The organism is Streptomyces sp. NBC_00016, from assembly GCF_045040885.1.
Classification (GTDB): Bacteria; Actinomycetota; Actinomycetes; order Streptomycetales; family Streptomycetaceae; genus Streptomyces; species Streptomyces coriariae.
Genome location: NZ_CP108304.1, coordinates 6,660,736 through 6,680,953 on the forward strand (window position 1 = coordinate 6,660,736; position 20,218 = coordinate 6,680,953).

16 protein-coding genes, 3 tRNA genes and 2 pseudogenes are annotated in these 20,218 nt (G+C 73.3%); 7 read left to right on the forward strand and 14 right to left on the reverse strand.

Translation table 11 applies throughout. The annotated features are described in order from the left end of the window. Positions 1-124: 124 nt before the first annotated feature. A complete protein-coding gene (locus OG933_RS29455; RefSeq protein WP_362529435.1) occupies positions 125-1,582 on the reverse strand; it encodes an FGGY family carbohydrate kinase in 1,458 nt (485 codons plus the stop codon). A 168-nt stretch (positions 1,583-1,750) separates the two neighbouring features. Then, positions 1,751-2,056: a YtxH domain-containing protein gene (locus tag OG933_RS29460; RefSeq protein WP_142264185.1), complete on the reverse strand. Its 306-nt coding sequence runs from the start codon at positions 2,054-2,056 to the stop codon at positions 1,751-1,753. Between the two features lie 158 nt (positions 2,057-2,214). Between OG933_RS29460 and OG933_RS29465 the strand changes: the two genes are divergently transcribed. From OG933_RS29465 to OG933_RS29475, 3 genes are all read left to right on the forward strand, one after another. Continuing rightward, positions 2,215-2,287 (forward strand) — tRNA-Asn (locus OG933_RS29465). Between the two features lie 5 nt (positions 2,288-2,292). Then, positions 2,293-2,365: transfer RNA gene (locus tag OG933_RS29470), tRNA-Asn, on the forward strand. Between the two features lie 169 nt (positions 2,366-2,534). Further along, positions 2,535-2,608, forward strand: a tRNA-Ile gene (locus OG933_RS29475). A gap of 51 nt (positions 2,609-2,659) precedes the next feature. Here OG933_RS29475 and OG933_RS29480 read toward each other — a convergent pair. Further along, the gene (locus OG933_RS29480) at positions 2,660-3,664 is read right to left on the reverse strand and encodes a cupin domain-containing protein (protein WP_405629697.1); all 1,005 of its coding nucleotides are present in this window, start codon (positions 3,662-3,664) and stop codon (positions 2,660-2,662) included. 82 nt (positions 3,665-3,746) lie between these two features. Between OG933_RS29480 and OG933_RS29485 the strand changes: the two genes are divergently transcribed. Then, complete coding sequence (locus OG933_RS29485; protein ID WP_405629698.1) at positions 3,747-4,586, forward strand: NAD(P)H-binding protein; 840 nt, start codon at positions 3,747-3,749, stop codon at positions 4,584-4,586. A 105-nt stretch (positions 4,587-4,691) separates the two neighbouring features. Here OG933_RS29485 and OG933_RS29490 read toward each other — a convergent pair whose 3' ends face one another. Both OG933_RS29490 and OG933_RS29495 read right to left on the reverse strand, forming a co-directional pair. Beyond that, positions 4,692-4,955 carry an Lrp/AsnC ligand binding domain-containing protein gene (locus OG933_RS29490; RefSeq protein WP_405629701.1) on the reverse strand — a complete coding sequence of 88 codons (264 nt, stop codon included), beginning with the start codon at positions 4,953-4,955 and terminating at the stop codon, positions 4,692-4,694. 78 nt (positions 4,956-5,033) lie between these two features. Beyond that, positions 5,034-5,078 (reverse strand): annotated as a pseudogene (locus OG933_RS29495) (hypothetical protein); the annotation flags it as partial. Positions 5,079-5,338: 260 nt separating this feature from the next. Here OG933_RS29495 and OG933_RS29500 point away from each other — a divergent pair. Then, positions 5,339-6,146 (forward strand): annotated as a pseudogene (locus OG933_RS29500) (thioesterase family protein). A 34-nt stretch (positions 6,147-6,180) separates the two neighbouring features. Here OG933_RS29500 and OG933_RS29505 read toward each other — a convergent pair. After that, entirely contained in the window at positions 6,181-6,906 is a 726-nt protein-coding gene (locus OG933_RS29505; protein WP_405629703.1) for an SCO4225 family membrane protein, read from the reverse strand. Positions 6,907-7,083: 177 nt separating this feature from the next. After that, on the reverse strand, positions 7,084-8,157 hold the full coding sequence (locus tag OG933_RS29510) for a LacI family DNA-binding transcriptional regulator (protein WP_362529449.1): 1,074 nt from the start codon (positions 8,155-8,157) through the stop codon (positions 7,084-7,086). Positions 8,158-8,672: 515 nt separating this feature from the next. Between OG933_RS29510 and OG933_RS29515 the strand changes: the two genes are divergently transcribed. Further along, positions 8,673-10,856: an alpha-galactosidase gene (locus OG933_RS29515; RefSeq protein WP_405629706.1), complete on the forward strand. Its 2,184-nt coding sequence runs from the start codon at positions 8,673-8,675 to the stop codon at positions 10,854-10,856. Positions 10,857-10,873: 17 nt separating this feature from the next. On the opposite strand, the gene OG933_RS29520 is transcribed toward OG933_RS29515, so the two are convergent. Continuing rightward, entirely contained in the window at positions 10,874-11,836 is a 963-nt protein-coding gene (locus OG933_RS29520) for an NAD(P)H-dependent flavin oxidoreductase (RefSeq protein WP_405629709.1), read from the reverse strand. A gap of 172 nt (positions 11,837-12,008) precedes the next feature. Here OG933_RS29520 and OG933_RS29525 point away from each other — a divergent pair, with 172 nt between their 5' ends. After that, positions 12,009-13,559 (forward strand): alpha-1,2-mannosidase, encoded by a 1,551-nt coding sequence (locus OG933_RS29525; RefSeq protein ID WP_405629711.1) that lies wholly within the window; start codon positions 12,009-12,011, stop codon positions 13,557-13,559. Positions 13,560-13,588: 29 nt separating this feature from the next. On the opposite strand, the gene OG933_RS29530 is transcribed toward OG933_RS29525, so the two are convergent. From OG933_RS29530 to OG933_RS29555, 6 genes are all read right to left on the reverse strand, one after another. After that, on the reverse strand, positions 13,589-14,245 hold the full coding sequence (locus OG933_RS29530; RefSeq protein ID WP_405629713.1) for a class F sortase: 657 nt from the start codon (positions 14,243-14,245) through the stop codon (positions 13,589-13,591). A gap of 261 nt (positions 14,246-14,506) precedes the next feature. Continuing rightward, positions 14,507-14,890 carry a sortase-dependent protein gene (locus OG933_RS29535; RefSeq protein ID WP_405629715.1) on the reverse strand — a complete coding sequence of 128 codons (384 nt, stop codon included), beginning with the start codon at positions 14,888-14,890 and terminating at the stop codon, positions 14,507-14,509. 159 nt (positions 14,891-15,049) lie between these two features. Continuing rightward, positions 15,050-17,098 carry a sensor histidine kinase gene (locus OG933_RS29540; protein ID WP_405629717.1) on the reverse strand — a complete coding sequence of 683 codons (2,049 nt, stop codon included), beginning with the start codon at positions 17,096-17,098 and terminating at the stop codon, positions 15,050-15,052. After that, positions 17,085-17,846 carry a response regulator transcription factor gene (locus OG933_RS29545; protein ID WP_405633557.1) on the reverse strand — a complete coding sequence of 254 codons (762 nt, stop codon included), beginning with the start codon at positions 17,844-17,846 and terminating at the stop codon, positions 17,085-17,087. The genes OG933_RS29540 and OG933_RS29545 overlap by 14 nt, the downstream gene beginning before the upstream one ends. A gap of 94 nt (positions 17,847-17,940) precedes the next feature. Further along, complete coding sequence (locus OG933_RS29550; RefSeq protein ID WP_405629720.1) at positions 17,941-19,101, reverse strand: FAD-dependent oxidoreductase; 1,161 nt, start codon at positions 19,099-19,101, stop codon at positions 17,941-17,943. Positions 19,102-19,233: 132 nt separating this feature from the next. Then, the gene (locus OG933_RS29555) at positions 19,234-20,106 is read right to left on the reverse strand and encodes an LLM class flavin-dependent oxidoreductase (RefSeq protein ID WP_362529590.1); all 873 of its coding nucleotides are present in this window, start codon (positions 20,104-20,106) and stop codon (positions 19,234-19,236) included. Positions 20,107-20,218 lie beyond the last annotated feature (112 nt).

Here is a 20,218-nt window from a genome sequence, read left to right on the forward strand (position 1 = left end):
ATGCGCACCTGTACACCCGATGCGCCTCACGCACTCGATGCTCCCCACGCACCCGATGCGCCCTGTACGCCGCGTGCGCCTCTGTCCGCGGAACGCTGCGCTCCCGTCCGCGGAACCCTCGGACCTATCCGCGGAACGCTCCCGGATGCGTCTGCTCCCGCACCGACACGTACTGCTGCCGCACCGCCTGTCCGACGGCCAGCTCCTCGCCCGGGTCGAGGACCTGCGCGGCCGCCCCCTGCCAGGCCGGCGGGGTCCGCGGGTCGAGGGTGCCCTGCGACGCTCCGAGCGCCCACGCGGCCTGCCGGGCGGCTCCGATCGCCGCGTAGTCCGCCGGCTGCGGCACGACGACCTGCGCGCCGAACAGCGCGGGTGCCGCCGCCTGCACGGCCGACAGCTCGGCCGCCGCCCCGAGCAGGAAGATGCGCCGCACCTCCACGCCCCGGCCGCGGAGCACGTCGAGCGCGTCCGCGAGCCCGCACAGCATGCCCTCGAAGGCGGCCCGCGCGAAGTGTTCCGGCTTCATCGACTCGCGGCGCAGGCCCGCCAGCGTCCCGGCCGTGTGCGGCAGGTTCGGAGTCCGCTCACCCTCCAGGTAGGGCAGCATGACCAGCCCGTGCGACCCCGGCGTCGACTTCATCGCCAGGTCCGACAGCGCCTCCAGATCGGCCGCCCCGATCAGCTCGGCGGCCCCGCGCAGGGTCCGTACGGCGTTCAGGGTGGTGACGACCGGCAGGTGCATGCCCGTCGCGTCGGCGAGCGAGGTGATCATCCCGCTCTGGTCGACGAGCGCCTCGTGGTGCACGGCCATCACGGACCCGGAGGCGCCGAGGGAGACGACCGCGTCCCCGTGTCCGATTCCGAGCCCCAGGGCCGCGGCCATGGTCTCGCCGGTCCCGGCGGAGATCAGCAGCCCCTCCGGCGTCGTACCAGCCGCTTCGGACGGCCCGATCACCTCGGGAAGCATGGCCTGGTGGCCGAGCGCCAGCTCGACGAGATCTGGCCGATAACCGCCGGTGGCGGCGGACCAGTACCCGGTCCCGGAGGCTCCGCCGCGATCGGTGGTCCTGCGTACCGGCCGCCCGAGGAGCTGCCACACCAGCCAGTCGTGGGCCTGGAGCAGTACGGCGGTCCGGGCGGCGGCGTCCGGTTCGTTCTTCGCCAGCCAGCGCAGCTTGGTCACCGGCTGGGCGGCCTGCGGGACGCATCCCACCGCCTGCGCCCATGCCTCACGCCCGCCGACCGCGTCGATCAGGTCGGCCGCCGCGACCTGCGCCCGCTTGTCCCCGCCGACCATCGCCGGCCGCACGGTGTTGCCCTGCGCGTCCAGCGGCACGACGGCGTTCTGCTGCGAGGACACGCCGATGGCCTGGACCCCCTCGAGCAGCCCACCGCCCGCGGCCTCGCCCAGGGACAGCAGCCAGGCCTGCGGATCGACATCGGAGGGCCGCCCTCCCGCACTCTCGGCGCCTTCCATCGGATGCGGCGCATACCCCTGCCGGAGCACGGCTCCGGTGTCCGCGTCGCAGACGACGATACGAGTGAAATCGGGTGAACTGTCCAACCCGGCGACTATCCCCATGGCGAAAATTCTGCCGCACGCGCCGCTCGGGTGCGGCCGCGGAGACCGCAGGGGTGCCCCACTCCTGCCCGACGCGGGGCGTTGTGGCTGGTCGAGCCCCCGCGGCGGAGCCGTATATGTCACATCCCCGCGGCCCCCGGGCGACCCTCCCGGCGCATCGAGGAGCCGCTAGGTGTTGCTGGTGCCCCAGTCGTCCCCACCCGCGCCGTTGCTGTTGCGGTCGCGCAGGGACCGCACCCGGCCCACCACCGATTCGGGCATCCGGTCGCCGACCTTGTCGCTGACCGCGTGGTACGCCTTGCCCGCGTACTGGCGGCCCTGGTGGGCGGCGGTCTCGGCGGTGTTGCGCACGGCGGGGTTCTGGGCGACCTGCCGCGCGGACTTCTTCAACTGCTCGTAGCGCTCGCGCCCGGCACGCGTGCCCAGTACGTAACCCGCAGCCAGCCCGACGACGAACGTGAGCTTGTAGCGCATGACGGCCATCCTCTCCTTGCGTAGTCCCTGGCACGACATGGGCGCCGGGGGGAACCGATTGGCGGAGCACCCCCCTGCTTGCGCTAATGTATGTGTCGCAGCGAGCGAGCGCTTCCTGGCGAATACCCAGGTAGGTACGTTCGATGCAAACGAGGCATTCCCCTGTAGCTCAATTGGCAGAGCAGCCGGCTGTTAACCGGCAGGTTACTGGTTCGAGTCCAGTCGGGGGAGCTCGGTCCCCTGTAGCTCAATTGGCAGAGCAGCCGGCTGTTAACCGGCAGGTTACTGGTTCGAGTCCAGTCGGGGGAGCATCGTGAACGAGGACCCCGTGGGGGTCCTTTTTCATGTCGGCGGGAACCGTGCAGGCCAGGGGTGTTGTCCCCATGGTCGTGCAAGGTCCACCAGCCGAAGCGTGAGATCGTATGAGCGGCTATGCTGCGGCAGACGGCGCGCACACATGTACGCGACACGCCGCTATGGGGCGGTAGCTCAGCCGGTTAGAGCAGCGGACTCATAATCCGTCGGCCGTGGGTTCGAGTCCCACCCGCCCCACCTTTCACGTGATCTGACCTGCGGAAACGTTCCTCGTGAAGTGTCGGGGCGTCAGTTTCCGTCCGGCGGACAGAATCTCGCGGTGAACGGCCGATCTCGTGCCTGGTTCGCCCGGTACTCGCTCGGGCTGACGCCGTGTTCCCTCTTGAACGCGGCGCTGAGGGCGAAGGCGTTGGCGAAGCCGACGCGGTGCGCCACCGTGGCGAGCGTGGCGTCGGGTTCACCCAGCAGGTCGGCGGCGAGGGCGAGGCGCCGTTCCCGTAGATAGGTCATCGGGGGCTGTCCGACGAGGGCGGTGAAGCGCCGGGCCAGGTTCGCCCGGGACACGTCGGTCTTCGCCGCCAGGGACGGCAGTGTCCAGGGGTGCGCGGGGTCGGCGTGCAGCGCGCGCAGGGCGGGGCCGACGACGGGGTCGCTGTGGGCCCGGTACCAGGTGGGGACCTGGGCACCGGGGCGGGTGAACCAGGCGCGCAGGGCGGTGATGAGCATCAGGTCCAGGGTCCGGTCCAGCAGGATCTGCTGCCCGGGCTCCTCGCGGGTGATCTCCTCGAAGGTCGTCCGGCCGACCGGGCAGGTGCCCACGTCCGCCTCGACGACGGCCAGGGGCGGCAGGGCGGCGAGCAGTCGGCTCGGGGTGGCGCGGTCCACGGTGCACAGGCCGCTCAGGAGGAGCGTGCGGTCCACCCCCGCCGGGCCCCAGGCGGCGGCGTCCGGGGTGCGCGCGCCGGTCGTCTCCTCGCCCTGCTTGGTCGTGCAGCGGCCCCCGGGACGGATCACCACGTCCGGTTCGGTGGCCGGGTCGTCCGCTATGACGTACGGAGCGCCGCCACACAGCACGGCGACGTCGCCGGGGCCGATCCTGACCGGGGCGCCGCCCTGGGGAGTGATCCAGGCGGAGCCGTGCAGGAGGACCGCGAGGGCCAGGGGGGAGCGGTCTTCGAAGCGCGCTGCCCAGCTGCCGGTCAGGGAGGACTGGTGGAAGATCGCGCCACTGGTCCGTACCCCGTTCAGGAGGTCCGTCAGCGGATCCGTGCTGGTCAGCCCCATGGGATCCATGCCGGTCAGCGTAGACGAACGGACATGGAGCTGAGTCTGCGTGGCATGGCTGGGGCGGACGGTGGCTGGTTCCGTTGCATCCATGAGCGACGAGATGATTCTGGTGACGGGCGCTACGGGCAAGACGGGCCGCCGGGGGGTGCGGCTGCTGGAGGAGCGGGGTGCGGTGGTCCGCGCGGCGTCGCGGTCCGGCACGCCGTCCTTCGACTGGACGGACGGTGCCACTTGGGAGCCGGCGCTGCGAGGCGTGACGGGGATGTACCTGGTGCACCCCGACCTCGGCACACCGCAGGCCGCCGAGGCCGTCGCCGCGTTCGCGCGGCAGGCCGCGGCCGCCGGAGTCCGGCACGCGGTGCTGCTGTCCACGCCTTCCGACGCCTGGGGCCCTGCCCAGGACCAGGTCCTGGCCACGGAGCGGGCGCTGGAGCACGCGGGCCTGGAGTGGACCGTCCTGCGAGTGCGGTGGTTCTTCCAGAACTTCAGCGAGGACTTCCTGTACGACCCGGTCCTGAGCGGCGAGGTGCGGCTGCCGGCCGGCGACGGCAAGGAGGCGTTCGTCGACGCCGAGGACATCGCCGAGGTGGCGGCCGCCGCCCTCACGGAGGCCGGGCACGCCGGGTGGCACTACGAGCTCAGCGGCCCCCGGCTGCTGACCTTCCGGGACGCGGTCGAGGAGATCGCCCGGGCCACCGGCCGTGACATCGGCTACGTGGCCCTGAGCCCGGAGGCGTACGCGGACGAGCAGCGCGCCCAGGGGGTACCCGAGGAATGGGTACAACTGTCGGTCGGCCTGTACGAGCACGTCCGCTCCGGCGGCCTCGCCTCGCTCGGCGACGGAGTCCAGCGGGCGCTGGGCCGAGCCCCCCGGGACTTCTCCGCCTACGCCGAGAGCGCCGCGGCCGCGGGCGCCTGGAACGCCTGACGTCCCCCTGGTCCGTTCCGGCCTCGACCGGTCCGTTCCGGCGTCGACCCGCGGTGAGGCCTCGGGGTCTGCTCGGGCTGGTGCGACGCGGGGATGTGCGTGGTGTCAGGCCGGCTTCACCGTCTTCATCGTGAAGTGGGACGTGACGTTCTTGATCCGCGGGATGGTCATGACGTGCCGGCTGAGGAAGGTCTCGTAGGCGGCCAGGTCGGTGACGGCGACGCGTACGAAATAGTCCGGGCTGCCGAACAGCCGCCTCAGCTCGATGACTTCCCCGGCCTGCGCCAGGATCTGTTCGAAGCGCTCCACCGTCTCCGCGTCCTGAGCCTCCAGGCTGAGGTCGATGAGCACCTCGAAGGAGCGGCCCACGGCCGTGGGGTCGACGACGGCCCGGTAGCCGCGGATGACGCCGTCGGCCTCCAGACGCTGGACGCGCCGCAGACACGGCCCGGTCGTGAGGCCGACCCGCTGCGCCGGCTCGACACTGGTCAGCCGTCCGTGGCCTCGCCCTGTTCACCGCGCTGCTGCTCTTCGTCGGCCTGCTCCTCATGCGCCACGCGCTCACCGCGGCCCGCCCCGGCGCCCGCCCCCGCCGAGGAGGCCGCCGATGCCTAGCACCTCGTATCTCATCGCCGTCCATCTGGCCCTCGGCCGTCGCACGATCCTGAGCGTGGGCATCGGTACCGCCCTCTACGTCGTCCTGCTCAATACCCTGTGATCAGCCCCGCGATCGGCATGAGGAGAAACGTCCGTTGAACACCGGCACCACGGTCCCCGGCAGCTACTACGAGCGCATCGACGAGCGCCGCTACAAGGCGACGGTCCACGCGGGCGGGGCCTGGGACCCGGACGAGCAGCACTTCAGCCCGCTCGGCGGCCTCATCGTCCACGCCATCGACCGGCATCTGGCCGCGCGGCCGGACACCGGCCTGGTCCTGGCCCGGATCAGCTACGACATCCTGGGCCGACTCGCCCTCGACGAGTGCGAGATCCGGGTGGAGACCATCCGCCCCGGCCGCACCATCGAACTGCTCGAAGCCGTGGTGCTCATAGCCGACCGCCCGGTGGTCCGGGCCCGTGCCTGGCTGCTCGCCGGCCTCGACACCTCCGGCGTCGCGGGTGGCCCCGACGACCGGCTCACCGCTCCCGAGTCGCTCAGCCCGTGGCCGATGGAGTCGGTGTGGCCCGGCGGGTACATCGCCTCACTGGACGTCCGTCCGCTCGCACCGCCCCGGCCGGGACGGACGACCGCCTGGCTCTCCACCCGCCTCGACCTCGTCGCCGGCGAGCGCAGCAGCCCCCTCGCGTCGTACGTCGCGCTCGTCGACACCGCCAACGGCATCGCCGTACGACAGCCGCCCACCGCCTGGATGTTCCCCAATGTCGACCTGACCGTCCACCTCCACCGCCGGCCGGAAGGGCGCTGGACCGGCCTGGACACCACGGTCACGTTCGGTCCCACCGGCCAGGGCCTCACCAGCACCGTCCTGCGACGACATCAACGGCCCGGTCGGACACGCACAACAGATCCTCACGGTCCGCCCTGTGCCCGGCCACTGACCAGGGGCGGGCCGCGACCCCCGAGACGCCGGTCTCAGACGGCCGGACGGGCTTCCCGCACCCGCAGCCGGTGCGCGAGCCGGCCGAGCAGCACGGCGTTGAACAGCCCGGCCAGGGCCGTACCCACGGCGAAGACCAGCGGGCTCAGCCAGGTGAGCGAGGAGTACTCCGCGGGGGTCGACAACAGGAAGGCGAGCAGGCTGACGGGTGCCGTGGCCATGAGGGGCCAGATCCCGGCGAATCCCGGGTCGGGCAGCACGTACGCGGCGAGGAGGAAGAAGCCCAGCGCCGCCGCGACCACGACGAGATAGCCGCGCGCGAGCCAGTTGTCCACCGCGGGCGCCAGCAGGGCCCGGACTCTCCCCGGCCGGGGGCGCTCAGCGGGGGCCGGGACAGGGGGGAGGGGCGCGCGGCTGCCGGACGGTCGGGCGGCCGTGGGCTTCGCGACGAGGGCGCCGAGCACGGCGGCGTTCACGAGGGCGCACAGCAGGAGCCATCCGACCCAGAAGCCGGTGGCGAGCACCTCGACCGTCCCGCCGCCCTCGGTGCCGGGACCGAACGGGAGGACCACCCCCAGGAAGGAGAGGGGCGCGGTGAGCAGCAGGGGGCCTGCGGCGAAGCCGCTCTCCGGGAAGAGGAACATGACCGCGACGGAAGCGGCGACGACCGTCAGATAGCCCCGGGCCTGCCAGTTGTCCGTGGCGAGCGCGAGAAGGCGGCGCGGGTGCGGGAGGCCGCGAGAGCGCGAGGCGTCGGTCATCGTGGATCCTTCGGTTCGGTCCGGGTCGGTGGTCTCCACGATGGATCAGGTCACGCGTTCGGGGCTGAGTACGGGTACTCAACCTCGCCTGGGGGATTCGGACGCCGCGGACGCGGCCGGCTCGGTGGACGCCGTGCTCACAGTCCGGCGAGCAGTCCACTGACCGTACGCCCGGTGTCAGGCGTCGGTGGGCCCCGCGCTCTCGCGGAGGACCAGGGCCGTGCCGGCGAACGTCGGAGCGGGGGGCCGGTAGTCGTTCTCCAGCCGGCCGCGCAGGAGGGCGAAGGCGTCGCGGCCGAGGCCCTGGAAGTCCATCCGGACGGTGGTGAGGGACGGGGTGACGAACTCCGCGTGCGGGGCGTCGTCGAAGCCGATGACGCTGACGTCTCCCGGCACCGACCGCCCGGCGTGGTGCAGGGCGCGCAGCACGCCCAGCGCCAGGTCGTCGTTGCCGCACAGGATCGCCGTGACCTCCGGGTCGCGGGCGAGTTCCTGTCCCTCGTCGTAGCCGACCCGCGCGTCCCAGCCCTTGCCGCCGTGGGGTTCGGGCGGGGTGATGCCGGCCGCTTCCAGGGCGGCCCGCCAGCCCTGCGCACGCGGCCCTTCCGAGCGCCGGGTGCCCACCGACGTCGGGATCGCGACGTAGTGGACGGTCCGGTGCCCGAGCTCCAGCAGGTGCGCGGTGGCGGCGCGGGCCGCTTCACGGTCGTCGGCCCAGACGGCCGGACGGGGAGGGGTCCGGCCGGGTGAGGGCGCTTCGACGACCGCGGCGCACGGCACGTTCTCCGGGACCCGGTCCAGAGCCGAAGCGGCGAGCCGGTCGAAGCCGATGACCATCAGTCCGCCGCCGTCGGCCGCCGCCGAGGAGATGGTGCGGTCCAGGTCGTCCTCGGGCGTCAGCAGCTTCACACCCAGCGAGTAGCCCGCGGCGCGGGCCGCTTCCTCCAGGCCCTGGAGGGTGGCCGCATAGCCGTAGAGGGTGGTGTTCGACGTCAGTACGGTGACCGACCGGGTGACTCCGCTGGCCAGCGCGAACGCGGTGGCGTTGCGTCGGAATCCCAGTGTCTCGACGGCCGCCTCGACCCGCTTGCGGGTCTCCTCGCGGACGTTCGGGTGGCTGTTGATGACCCTCGAGACGGTCTGGTACGAGACGCCGGCGGCCTGGGCGACGTCCCGGATGCTGGCCGCCTTACGCGGTTCCGGTCCGGGATCCGAGGGGCTGCCGAGGCTTGTGTGACCGGTCACATCCATGTCACGATTGTGATCGGTCACAATGTCGACCGTCAACAGGAACCCCTGATCTGCCTGATCTGCCCGGCGATCGTAGCAGCGCACCTTGCGCGCCGACGGGCGCGGAGCCGCCGGGCGGGGCCGGCGGACGGGACCGGCGGACGACGGGGAGGGGCCGGTGGACGATCCGGGCGGGATCCGCGCGGCATTGCGCCTCGCGCATCGCGGTCCGTCGGACGCTCGCACCGCGCGACGAGTCGGACGCTCGCACCGCGCGACGAGTCGGACGCTCGCACCGCGCGACGAGTCGGACGCTCGCACCCCGCGACGAGTCGGACGCTCGCACCGCGACGCATCGCGCACCCCGCAACGCATCGCGCACCGCACCGCATCGCGCACCGCAATGAACCGCGCACCGCACCCCGCACCCCGCACCCCAACGAACCGCGCACCGCACGCATCGCGCACCGTACGCATCGGAGACCGCGTACCGCGGCGTACGCGAGAGACCGCACACGGCAGAAGGGGAAACCGCGTTGACCATCGCCGACGAAGCAGCCGAGAGGTCACTTGTCTGGTCGCACGAGGCTCTTGGGCTGCACGCCGTCGTGGATTCCACCGGGTCGGTCAGGCTGGGTGTGCCGGGGCGGGACCGGGCCTGCCTGCTTCCCCTGGTCGAGGTCACGGCCACGGGGCACGGCCGGACCTGGTCGGGGGAGCGCTTCATCGACACCGCCATCGGCGACCGGCTGACCTACCGGGACCACGAGACGGTCGACGAGGGGGGCTGGCAGCGCACGACGATCCGGCTGGCGGATCCGGCGACCGGCCTCGCCGCCGACATCACCCTGCGGACCTGCCCCGGCGCCGGCTTCCTCCGCTCACAGGTGCGCCTGGTCAACGAGGGCCGCGCCCCGCTCCGGCTGGAGAGTGTGTCGACCCTGGCCGTCGGCGGCATCGTGGACGGCTCGGGCGCGCCGGACGGCCTGACCCTCCACTGGGCGGACAACGACTGGCTCGCCGAGTGCCGTTGGCGGCACAGCGCGTTCCGCGACCACGTCGTCCCCCTGAGCCGGGCCGCCCACGGCCACGAAGGGCGCGGCTGCTTCGAGCGTTACTCGCAGGGCAGTTGGTCCACGGGACGGCACCTGCCGATGGCCGCGCTCACCGACGACCGGACGGGCCGGGCCTGGCTCTGGCAGATCGAGTCCAGCGCGGGCTGGCGTTACGAGACCGGTGAACGGGAGGGCGCCGCCTACCTCGCTCTCTTCGGGCCCGACGACGCCCACCACCAGTGGCGCGAGACCCTGGCGCCCGGCGAGGAGTTCAGCACCGTCCCCGCCGTCCTGGTCCGGTCCGAGACCGGTGGACTGGACGCCGCGTTCGGTGAACTCACCGCCTACCGGCGCCGGATCCGCCGTCGTCACCCGGACCACACGACGCTCCCGGTGATCTACAACGACTACATGAACACCCTGATGGGCGACCCGACCACCGAAAGGCTCCTGCCGCTCGTCGAAGCGGCGGGAGCCGCCGGTGCCGAGGTCTTCGTCGTCGACGCCGGCTGGTACGACGACGACGCCCAGGGCTGGTGGGACGCCGTCGGCGCCTGGGACGCCTCGGACAGGCGCTTTCCGGGCGGCATCCAGCAGGTGCTGGACGCCGTCAGAGCGCACGGGATGACCCCGGGACTGTGGCTGGAGCCCGAAGTGGTCGGTGTGCGCAGCCCGTTGGCCGACACCCTGCCGCCCGAGGCGTTCTTCCGCCGGGGCGGGATCCGCGTCACCGAACACGGCCGTCACCACCTGGACCTGCGCCACCCGGCGGCCCGCGCCCACCTCGACCGGGTCGTCGACCGGCTCGTGGGGGAGTGGGGGGTGGGTTATCTGAAGCTCGACTACAACATCAACATCGGCCCCGGCACCGAGAACGGCGGCGAGAGCGCCGGCGCCGGACTGCTCGGGCACCACCGCGCGCACCTCGACTGGCTCGGCTCCCTCCTCGACCGGCACCCCGGACTCGTCCTGGAGAACTGCGCGTCGGGCGGACTGCGCATGGACTACGCCCAACTCGCCGTCGTCCAGATCCAGTCCACCAGCGACCAGCAGGACCCGCTGCGCTACCCGCCCATCGCCGCCGCGGCCGCCACCGCGGCGACCCCCGAGCAAGCCGCCGTATGGGCCTACCCCCAGCCGCACTTCGGCCTCGACGAGATCGCCTTCACCCTCACCGGCGCGCTGCCGGGCCGCATCCACCTGTCCGGGTTCCTCGACCGCATGAGCCCGGAGCAGTTCGACCTCGTCCGCTCGGGTCTTTCCGCCTACAAGGCGCTGCGCGCGGAGATCCCCGACAGCCTGCCGTTCTGGCCGCTCGGGCTGCCCTCCTGGGAGGACACCTGGCTGGCCTACGGCTGGCGCGGTCCCACCGCCAGCTGGCTCGCACTGTGGCGACGACAGCCCGCCGTCGGGGGACGAGGGAGCATCCCGAGCCGTCGCCAACGGCCCCCGGCCGACGACAGCACCCGCACGCTCACGGTCTCCCACCTGCGCGGCAGCCAGGTCCGCCCCACGCCGCTCTATCCCGTCACCGCCGACGCGAACGCGACCTGGGACGCCGCCGACGGGCAGCTCACCGTCTCCCTGCCCCGCCCCGGCACTGCCGTGCTGCTCCGCCTCGACACGGCGTCACCCCCGCCGCACGGCACGCCGCCGCACCCCTGACCGGCGGGTCACACGCGTCATCGTCGTCCCGCGCGGGCCAGCGCGTCCTCGGCCTGCCCGGCGAGGGCGCCGACGAGATCGGCCGCGGAGGGCAGGTCGTCGATGAGGGCGATGCCCTCTCCGGCCCACAGCGGCAGAGCGGGCAGCTCGCCCCGTGCCACGCCGTCCTGATAGGCCTGCCTGGCTTCGGGGTCGGCGGCCAGTTCCGCCTCCCGGCCCCGCCATCGGTCGAGAAAGGGGTGGCCGAGCGTACGGGCGGTGTACCGCGACGGCCACCGCGAACCCCGGGCGGTGTCGAGCACGCTGCTGCGCTCGGTCTCCTCGCCGCTTCCCCGGACGATGGCCCTGGCCGTCGAGGGGGCGACCAGGGCCTCGGTCGTGGCCTGGAAGCGGGTGCCGAGGAGCGCCCCGGCGGCGCCCAGGGCAAGCGCGGCGGCCACCCCGCGGCCATCGGCGATCCCGCCGGCCGCGAGCACCGGCACCGGTGCCGCCAGGTCCACCACGACCGGCACGAACGGCAGGGTGGACCGGCCGTGCCGGGCGCCGTGCCCCCCGCTCTCGGTTCCCTGCGCCACGATGACGTCGGCGCCCAGGTCCACCGCCCGCCCGGCCTCCGCCAGATCGGTGACCTGGATGATCAGCGCCGCACCGGCCCGGCGGACGCGTTCGGCGTACGGGCTCGGATCCCCGAACGACAGCATCACCGCCCTGGGGCCGTGCTCCAGCGCGTGCTCCACCGCCGCGACGTCGATCTGCCAGGTCAGAAACCCGATCCCCCACGGCCCTGTGGTGCCTTCGGCGACGAGGGGCAGCTCGCGGGCCAGCCAGTCCCGGTCGCCGTCGCCGCTGCCCAGCAGTCCGAGCCCGCCGCCGCGGGAGACGGCCGCCGTCAGCGCGCCACCGGCCGAGCCGCCCATCGGCGCCGACGCGATCGGATGCCGCACACCGAACAACTCCGTGAAGGCCGTCGACAACGTCATGCCGCCATCATCGCCCTCGCCGGGGCGCAGGGTCATCGGTTCCGTGCGGCACGGTGCGAAGGGCTGCGACTCGGGCGTCCGGCACTGTCGGAGCGAGGCGCTAGGGTCCACCTGGTCGCGTCACCTCCCGTTGGTGACAACGTTGTTGACTGTCTATCAGGAGCGATACGCAATGAGCTTGCAGGCCACCTTCGCCGACTTCTCCGTCGACCCCGCCCGGCTGTCCAACGCCGTGGTCAGGCATGACCGGGCCGAGTTCGGCGGATCCCACCTGACGCTGGGCGCGGGCGCAACGGTGACGCTGGACTTCGAGGTGGCGGACCCGGAGGACATCCCCGAGGCGACGCTCACCGTCACGGCCCTCGTCTCCAGGCTCGGCTCCGCACCGGGCCACGCCCCGATCGACGTACTCATCCAGGGCGAGGCGCTGGCCGAAAACCTCACCGTGCCCGGCGGCGGAGACCTTCCGCAGGACAACGTGTTCGCGGTGCCGGCCGGCATGCTGAAGCCGGGGACCAACACCCTGGAGATACGCGCTTCGGCCGAGGCGCGCAGCACGCTCCGGCTCTACCGGATCACCCTGGACTCCATCGACGAACGGGGTGCCTCGGAGCGCGCGCTGGCGGCGCTGGCCGCCCGGAACTCGGTGTTCGCCTACCGGACGGAACTCCGCGCCGCCCACGACTCCTCGGCGACGTCCTGGCAGGAGGCCCCTCGGCTGGTGTTCCACCTCGACCGGGACGAGCACTCGCTGCCCGCGCAGCTCGGCTGGCGAGGGGAGGACGGGACCGAATCGGCCATCAGCTTCCAGTCGAACATGTCCGACTTCCACGGCTGCCACCGCACCGCCGACGGTACGGCCTACGAGTACCGCGGCCGCCTCACCGGCGGCTGGTCCTTCCCCGAGGGGCTCGAGGAGACATCGGCGGCCGGGCTGCACCGCTTCCGCACGGAGGAGGGACACGGCGGTGGCTGGCACAGCTCGCACGAACTGCGGGTGCTGGTGGACGACGGCGTGGCCCCCGTGGAGCGGGTGACCTGGCGTGACCAGCGAGGCAACTCCGGCGTGGTCATGCTCCAGACCGTGCCGGGCGAAGCCGCCACCGACGCCCGGGTGGCCGACGTCGAGGCGAGCGACGAGTTCGAGGAAGTGGGGGAGACGGCGGACAACCTGTTGAACGGCTCCCGGTCCAAGTGGCTGGCGCACGACGACGCCCCCCAGCTCCACTTCACCCTCGCCCACTCCGCGGTCGTCACCTCCTACACGCTGATGTCGGCGAACGACAGCCCCGATCGCGATCCGCGCGACTGGACCCTCGAGGGCTCGTACGACGGCCGTACCTGGACGCGCTTGGACTCCCGCGCCGGGGAAACCTTCAACAGCCGCTTCGAGACCCGGGAGTTCCGCCTCCGCGCCCCCGCCTCGGGCTACCGCCACTACCGTCTCGACATCACCCGCAACTCCGGCGCGATCGAGACCCAGCTCGCCCGGGTCCGCTTCGTCGAAGGCGCCGTCGGCCGGGCGTTCACCGGTTACTACCAGCGTCACAACGAGGGCCCGATCGGCTATCGCGGTACGCCGGTCCCCACGCCCGCACCGGCATCCGCGCCCCTCGCCATCCCGGCGCCCCTGCTGGCCGCGGACCTGGAGGCGGCCGTCCAGTCCCTGACCGACACCGCCCAGACCCTGGCCGCCCTGGCGTCCCGCCTCCGCGACAGCTGAGCGAGGCGGCCGCAGCGGCGGTCCGGCGGTCAGTCGCGCGTCGCGTAGACGATGAGGTTGTTCACCGGGTGCCCCTCGGCGTCGAAGTCGCCGTCGCAGGTGATCAGCCGCAGGGCGCGGTCCGCCGTCGGGCCGTAGACCTTCTCGGTGGGGAAGGAGCCCTTGCTGACGCTCTCGGTAGCCGTGACGGAGAAGTGCGCCGCATCTCCTCGTGCGTCGGTGACGGTGATGTCCGCGCCCTTGGTGATCTTGTTGAGGTCGTGGAAGACGGCCTTGCCGAACCGGGTGTCGTTGTGGCCGATGATGACGGCGGCACCGGGCTCACCGGGCACGGCGCCGCCGGTGTACCAGCCTGCGGTCATGCCCTTGTCGGCCGGCGGGACCTCGACGGTGCCGTCCGTGTTGAGGCCGAGCTCCATCAGGGAACCGGTGATCCCGAGCGAGGGGATGGTCACCTCGGCAGGGGCCGGCGGCTGTCCGGCCCGAGGCGCGCCGCCGGACGAGGGCGTGCCCGCGGCGGCGGAGGGAGACGAGGTGGCCGCGGCGGTGGTCGTCCCGGGGGCGGACGAGCAGCCGGTGAGCACGGCCAGCGCCACGGGTACGACGAGGACGACGCGGACGAGCCGGGCAGCGGCCGGGGCCGGCCGGGTGGCGTTGCGGCGTACCGGACGGTGTACGGGGGACATGACGGGCTCCAAGCGGGGTGGGTGCGTGCGCGGCGACACGCGGACGCACGCGGGGGTGCGAACGCGTCCGCGGGGATGAGCGGGGCTGAGCGGAGGTACGCGGCGATACGCGGGCGCCGACGGAGTTGAGCGGGGGCCGACGGAGGTGAGCGGGGGCCGTGGCGGTACGCCGCGGTGCGTGCGGACATACGGCGATGCGCGATGGCGCCGCCCGTGCAGGGCGGCGCCATGGTGTGACGGTCGGGTCGGGTCGGTGCGGGGTCAGGCGTCGGTGCGGCCGGCGGCGCGGCGGCGTACGACGAAGGTGCCCGCGCCCGCGAGCAGCAGGGCGCCCGCGGCCGAACCGACGAGAGCCGTGGTGCCGGAGCCGCTGTCGTCGGCGGTGGCCTCGCCCGCGTCGACGCCGCCCCGCGGCAGTTGCTTGGCGTCCTCGCCCCTCTTGGCCGCCGCAGCCGCTTCCTCCTTCGCCTTGGCCGCCTTGTCGGCTTCGGCCTTCCGCTCGGCCACGGCCGAGTCCGTGCCCGTGGTCGGCGCGGACGCCGCAGGGGTGGGGTCGTCCGCGAAGGCCGCGGTGGCGGGGGCGAGCAGCGCGCTGCCCGCGAGGGCGGTCAGTACGGCGAGACGCAGGATGGGACGGCGGGACATGTGTGACTCCAATTCCAGCCCGGCCTCGGTGGCCTCGGGCGTGACCGAAGACTTGCCGTCACTTGTGAAGAAGCTGTCAGAGCGTTGTGGTCATCGCATCAGCGTCATCGCATCGCATCAGCGTCATCGCCTCAGGGCCGCCGTCTCAGGGCCGCCGTCTCAGGGCCGGACGGCCGTTTCCTCGTCGTCGGCCTTCGGCCGCTCGGCGTCCTCGTCGGTCATGGCCGGCAACCGCAGGGTGAAGACCGAGCCCTGTCCCTCGGTGCTCGTCACGCTCACCGTGCCCCCGTGCGCCTCGGCGAGCTTGAGCACGATCGCCAGCCCGAGGCCGCTGCCGCCGGTGCTGCGGTTGCGGGACTTCTCCGCCCGCCAGAAGCGGTCGAACACATGCGGGACGTCGCCCGCCGGGATGCCGCTGCCGGTGTCGGACACCTCCACGGCCACCTCGTCCCCGCCCTTCGTGACGTACGGACGCAGCGTCACCCGGCCACCGGGCGGGGTGTGGCGTACCGCGTTGGAGAGCAGGTTGCTGACGGCCTGGCGCAGCCGGACCGGGTCTGCCTCGACAGGCGGGGGAGGGGAGCCGGGCGCCGTGGCGACCTCCAGGGTCACGCCCGCGGTCTCGGCCGGCGCCTGGTGAGCCGCGGCGACCTGGCCGAGCAGGTCGTCGACGAACACCGGCTCCAGGTGCAGCCGCAGCGCGCCCGCTTCGGCCGCCCCCAGGTCCTGCAGATCGTTGATGAGGTGCTGGAGCTGCACCGCCTCGTCGAGGAGCGAGGAGACGAACGCCGGGTCGGGCTCGGCCAGTCCGTCGTGCGCCGCCTCCAGCCAGCCACGGATGTTGCTCAGCGGGGTACGCAGTTCGTGGGCGACGTCGCTGACCATCACCTTGCGCTGTTCCTCGAGCCGGGTCCGGTGCGCGGCCATGTCGTTGAAGGCCAGCGCCAGCCGTCCGATCTCGTTGTCCGGGCCGACCGGCACCGGCGCCGAGTCCAGGCCGTCCCGCATCCGCTGGGCGGCGCCGGTGAGCGCGTGCAGCGGGCGTACCAGCCGGGTTCCGGCGATCACCGAGGCGCCGACGGTGAGGGCGAGGACGAGGGCCGTGACCCCGGCGATGCGCGCGGTGTTGGCCGGGGAGAGGTCGAAACCGGGCACGCTGACGGCGCCGGGGCCGTCGATGAACAGCAGGGCGGGCGCGGCGACATAGGCCGTGAGCTGTTCCCGGCGGGCGCTGCCGACGCAGGCGGCCACCGCCCGGTCGTACCCGCTGCCCCGGGCCTGCGCCGCGCCGTCGGTGGTGCCCGCGGCGGCCGCCTTGTCCTCGGCCATGCGCCGCTCGATCGCCTCTTCCTTGGTGATGCCGGTCTCGGGCACGGGGACGGGCGCCGACGAGCCGACATCCGTGCCCTCCTGCCCGTATCCCCGGTCCCAGGACAGATCCAGGTTCAGTTTCACGCCCGTACGGCCCTGCCGCTTCAGGCAGGCGTCGGCGAGCTGTTCCAGCGCGCGCAGGGCCTTCTCCTCGGTCGCGGTGGTCGCGGCGCCGTCGACGGACAGGCACTTCAGCTCTCTGTCGCGGTCGGTGCCGTCGCTCACGAACCGGACCCAGGGCCGCCCGCTGGGGCTGTCGACGACATCCGCCGCGATCCCCATCCCCGCGAGGCACTCGGCGCTGCGGGCGGTGGCCCTGCGCAGGACCGTTCGTTCCTTCGCGGGCAGCAGGAACGGCCCGACGGCTCGTGGGTCGACGCGGTCCGTGCCGACCGGCACGGCGTCGGGCACCAGCACGGTGTCGACCGACAGCGGGTCGACGACCGCCGAAGCCTGCGTCGGCAGCTCGGCGACGGGCGCGGTGCCGGCGGCGGAGTCGAGGAGCGGCTGCCGGTCCTCGGTGGTCAGCACGATCCGGCGCCCGGACTCCCGCGCCAGGTCCCGTACGGTGCCGTCGACGCCCGCCCAGTCGGGATGCCCGGCCGCGTAACCCAGCAGGGTGTCGTAGATCCGCGCGTCGGTGCTGAGGTTGCGCCCCTGCTCCTGACGGATCGCGACGGAGGTCGTCTGCACGGCGAGCCAGGCGGTGGCGGCGACCGAACAGGAGGCCACCAGCGCCGACACGGTGAGCAGTCGGCCGAGCAGGCTCTTGCGGAGCGGCAGCCGTGTCCGCCCCGCCGGCCCCGTCCGCCCCGCCCGCTCGTCACGACGACGCACGGCGTGCTCCCTTGGCGGGGTCGGTCAGCTTGTAGCCGACGCCGAAGACGGTGAGCAGCCGGACCGGCCGGCGCGGGGCCCGCTCGATCTTCTTGCGCAGATGCATGACGTGCACATCGACGGTGCGGCCGCTGATGTACTTGTCGAAGCCGTGCAGCTCCGCCAGGAGCCGCTGCCTGGTGAACACCCGGTCGGGCTCCGCCGCCATCGCGGCGAGGATGCGGAACTCGCCGGGCGTGCACACGACCGGTGCCCCGCCGACCGACACCTCGTGCCGGACCGGATCGACCCTGAGCGTGCCGACCGTCAGCGCGTCGTCGGCCTCGGCCCGGGCAGGGGCGGGCGCGGTGCCGGGACCGGTGCCGGGATCGGCGGCGGGGGAGGGGGCCGAGGGGCGGCGGTTGCGGCGCAGCAGGGTGCGGACCCGGGCCACCAGCTCACGGGGGCTGAACGGCTTGGTCATGTAGTCGTCGGCGCCGAGATCCAGCCCGAGCAGGAGATCGTCCTCCGTGCTGCGGGCCGTCAGCATCAGCACCGGTATCTCCCGGTCCTCCGCGCGCAGGATCCGCACCACGTCGAGGCCGTCGGCCCGGGGCATCATCACATCGAGGACGAGCAGGTCGGGCTCCCGGTGCCGGACCTCCTCGAGAGCCGCACGGCCGTCCTCGACGACCGTGACCGCGTGGCCCTCGTGCTCGAGGTAGCGACGCACCAGTTCTGCCTGCTTCGCGTCGTCTTCGGCGACCATGATGTTTGCGCACACGCCGAGGATCGTAGCGAGCGCCCGAACCGGCACCTCGGTAAGTCGACTCGCGGCAGCGGGAGTTCGACCTCCGTGCCGGTCAGCGCAGGGCGGTGGTCCACTCCAGTTGGCGGGTGACCTCCTCGTCGGGACGGGCCGGGGGCGGGCTCCCCGGGGTGCGGGGCGGCGGGGTGTGGACGCCGCGGGAGATGTTGCCGCTGACGGTCGTGTTGTGTTCCACGCGGGGGCGGCGGAGCGCCTCGTAGTGGGTGAGCGCGGACTCGGTGTCCGGGGCGTCGCGCAGGCACTTGGCGAGGATCACCGCGTCCTCCAGGGCCATGGACGCGCCCTGCCCGGTGGCGGGGGAGGCCGCGTGGGCCGCGTCGCCGACGAGCAGGGTCCGGCCGGAGCGCCAGGGCGTGCCGCCCGGCATCTCGGTCGCGTTGGTGACCAGGACGGGAGCCGTGGTGGCCGCGACGATGTCCGCGGCGGGCGTGGCGTCCTCGCGCAGCAACGCAACGAGCAGGTCCCGCCATTGGGTGGGCGTGGCGTGCGCGATCTCGTCGGCGGACAGCGGGGCGTCGGCGCCGACCCGGGCGAACCAGTACGTCTCCCCGTCCGGCGACGTCGTGTGGCCGAAGGCGGCCGAGCTGCCGCGGATCATCGTGATGCACGCGGTCTCCGCCGACCCGGCGGCCGGCGCGCCCGTGGTGTAGCCGTAGAAGACACGCTGTCCCGCGTACCGGGGCTGTGCGGCGGGGGCGGTGGCCCGGCGGACCGTGGAGTTCAGGCCGTCGGCGCCGAGCAGCAGGTCGCCCGTCGCCGAGCTGCCGTCGGTGAAGCGCGCGGTGACGCCTTCGGAGCCGCTCTCCACGGACGCGAGCCGGGCACCGTGCACGACCGCGATGCCGCGGCGGGCGGCCTCCGTCTGGAGAGCCGCGTTGAGTTCGCCGCGGCGCAGGCACCGGTACCGCAGCCGGGGGTCCGCGGCCTCACCGAGCGGAGCGCGGGCCACCTCGCCGCCCTCGGCGTCCAGCAGCCGCATGGTGGTGAGCGGGAAACCGATCGCGGTGACCGCGGAGGTCGCGTCGAGCTGCGCGAGGGCCCGCAGGCCGTTGCTCGCGAGGGTGAGGAACGCGCCGATGTCCTCGGCGGAGTCGGGATGCGCCTCGTACACGGCGACCTCCTGCCCCGCCTTGGCCAGCGCCAGAGCCGCCGCCGTGCCGGCGATCCCGCCGCCGATGACCAGTACGCGCGCCATGCCTCACCCCGCTGTTCCGCTCATGGACGCACGGTCCCGTCGTCGTACGCCACCCACGGGAGAACGCCCGGACGGCGGCCCGGAGTTCCGGCCGGGCACCGCACGACCGGTCCGGGCCGCCCTTTCACCCGTTCAGCGTCCGAAAGCCGTCAGCACGGCTTCCAGCTGGCGCAGCGGCTCGGGGCCGACGATGCGCAGGACGACGGTGTCGGCGCCGGAGTCCTTCAGGGCCTGGATGTCGGCGACGGCCTGCGCCGGGGTGCCCGAGACGGTGAACACCTCGTCCTGCGGGCGGCCCAGCCAGGCGCCGTGCCCCTCGGTGTGCGGGTGCAGGATCCGCGCGACCTGCTCGGGGTCGTCGCCCACACAGGCGAAGGACAGCACGGTCAGCGTGTGGTCGGGACCGGCCCCGCCCTTGGCGGTGAGGGCCCGGGTGTTCTCCAGATCCTGCGGTCCGTGCCCCTCGGCGATCAGGGTGCCGTCCGCGACCCGGCCGGACAGTTCGAGGGAACGCGGACGGACCACGCCCGCCACCACCGGCGGCACCTGGACCGGAGGATGCACCAACCGCACGCCGTCCAGCCGTACTTCACGCCCCTCCAGTTCGACGCGCTCACCACGCAGCAGCGCGCGCACGGAGGTGATCGTCTCCTCCAGGAGAGCCAGCGGCGACCGGGGAGCGACGCCGACCGACTCCATCCACTCCCGCACCCCGTGCCCGATCCCGGCGACCAGCCGCCCGGGGAACACCCTTGCCAGCGTGGCCAGTTCCATCGCCAGCAACGCCGGACTGCGCAGCGGCGCCGGTGCGATCCCGATGCCCACCCGCAGCCGCTCGGTCGCCCCCAGCGCCACGGCCGCCGCCGACACCCCGCCGTTCCAGCCGAGGTCCTCGACCACCCACAGGTCGTCCACCCCGAGCGCCTCGGCCCGCCGCGCGAACCCGGGCAACTCCTCGGGAGCCCAGTCGCGGTCGTACATGACACCGACCCGTACGTTCGTCACGTTCGTCATGCCCGGAACCTATGGGGTGGGCGGCGGGTGGATCAACGGCGTATCCCGGCCGGGGCCGCCCCCGGAGTCCGGGGCCGCCGCTCTCTCGTTCGGGGCATTGTCA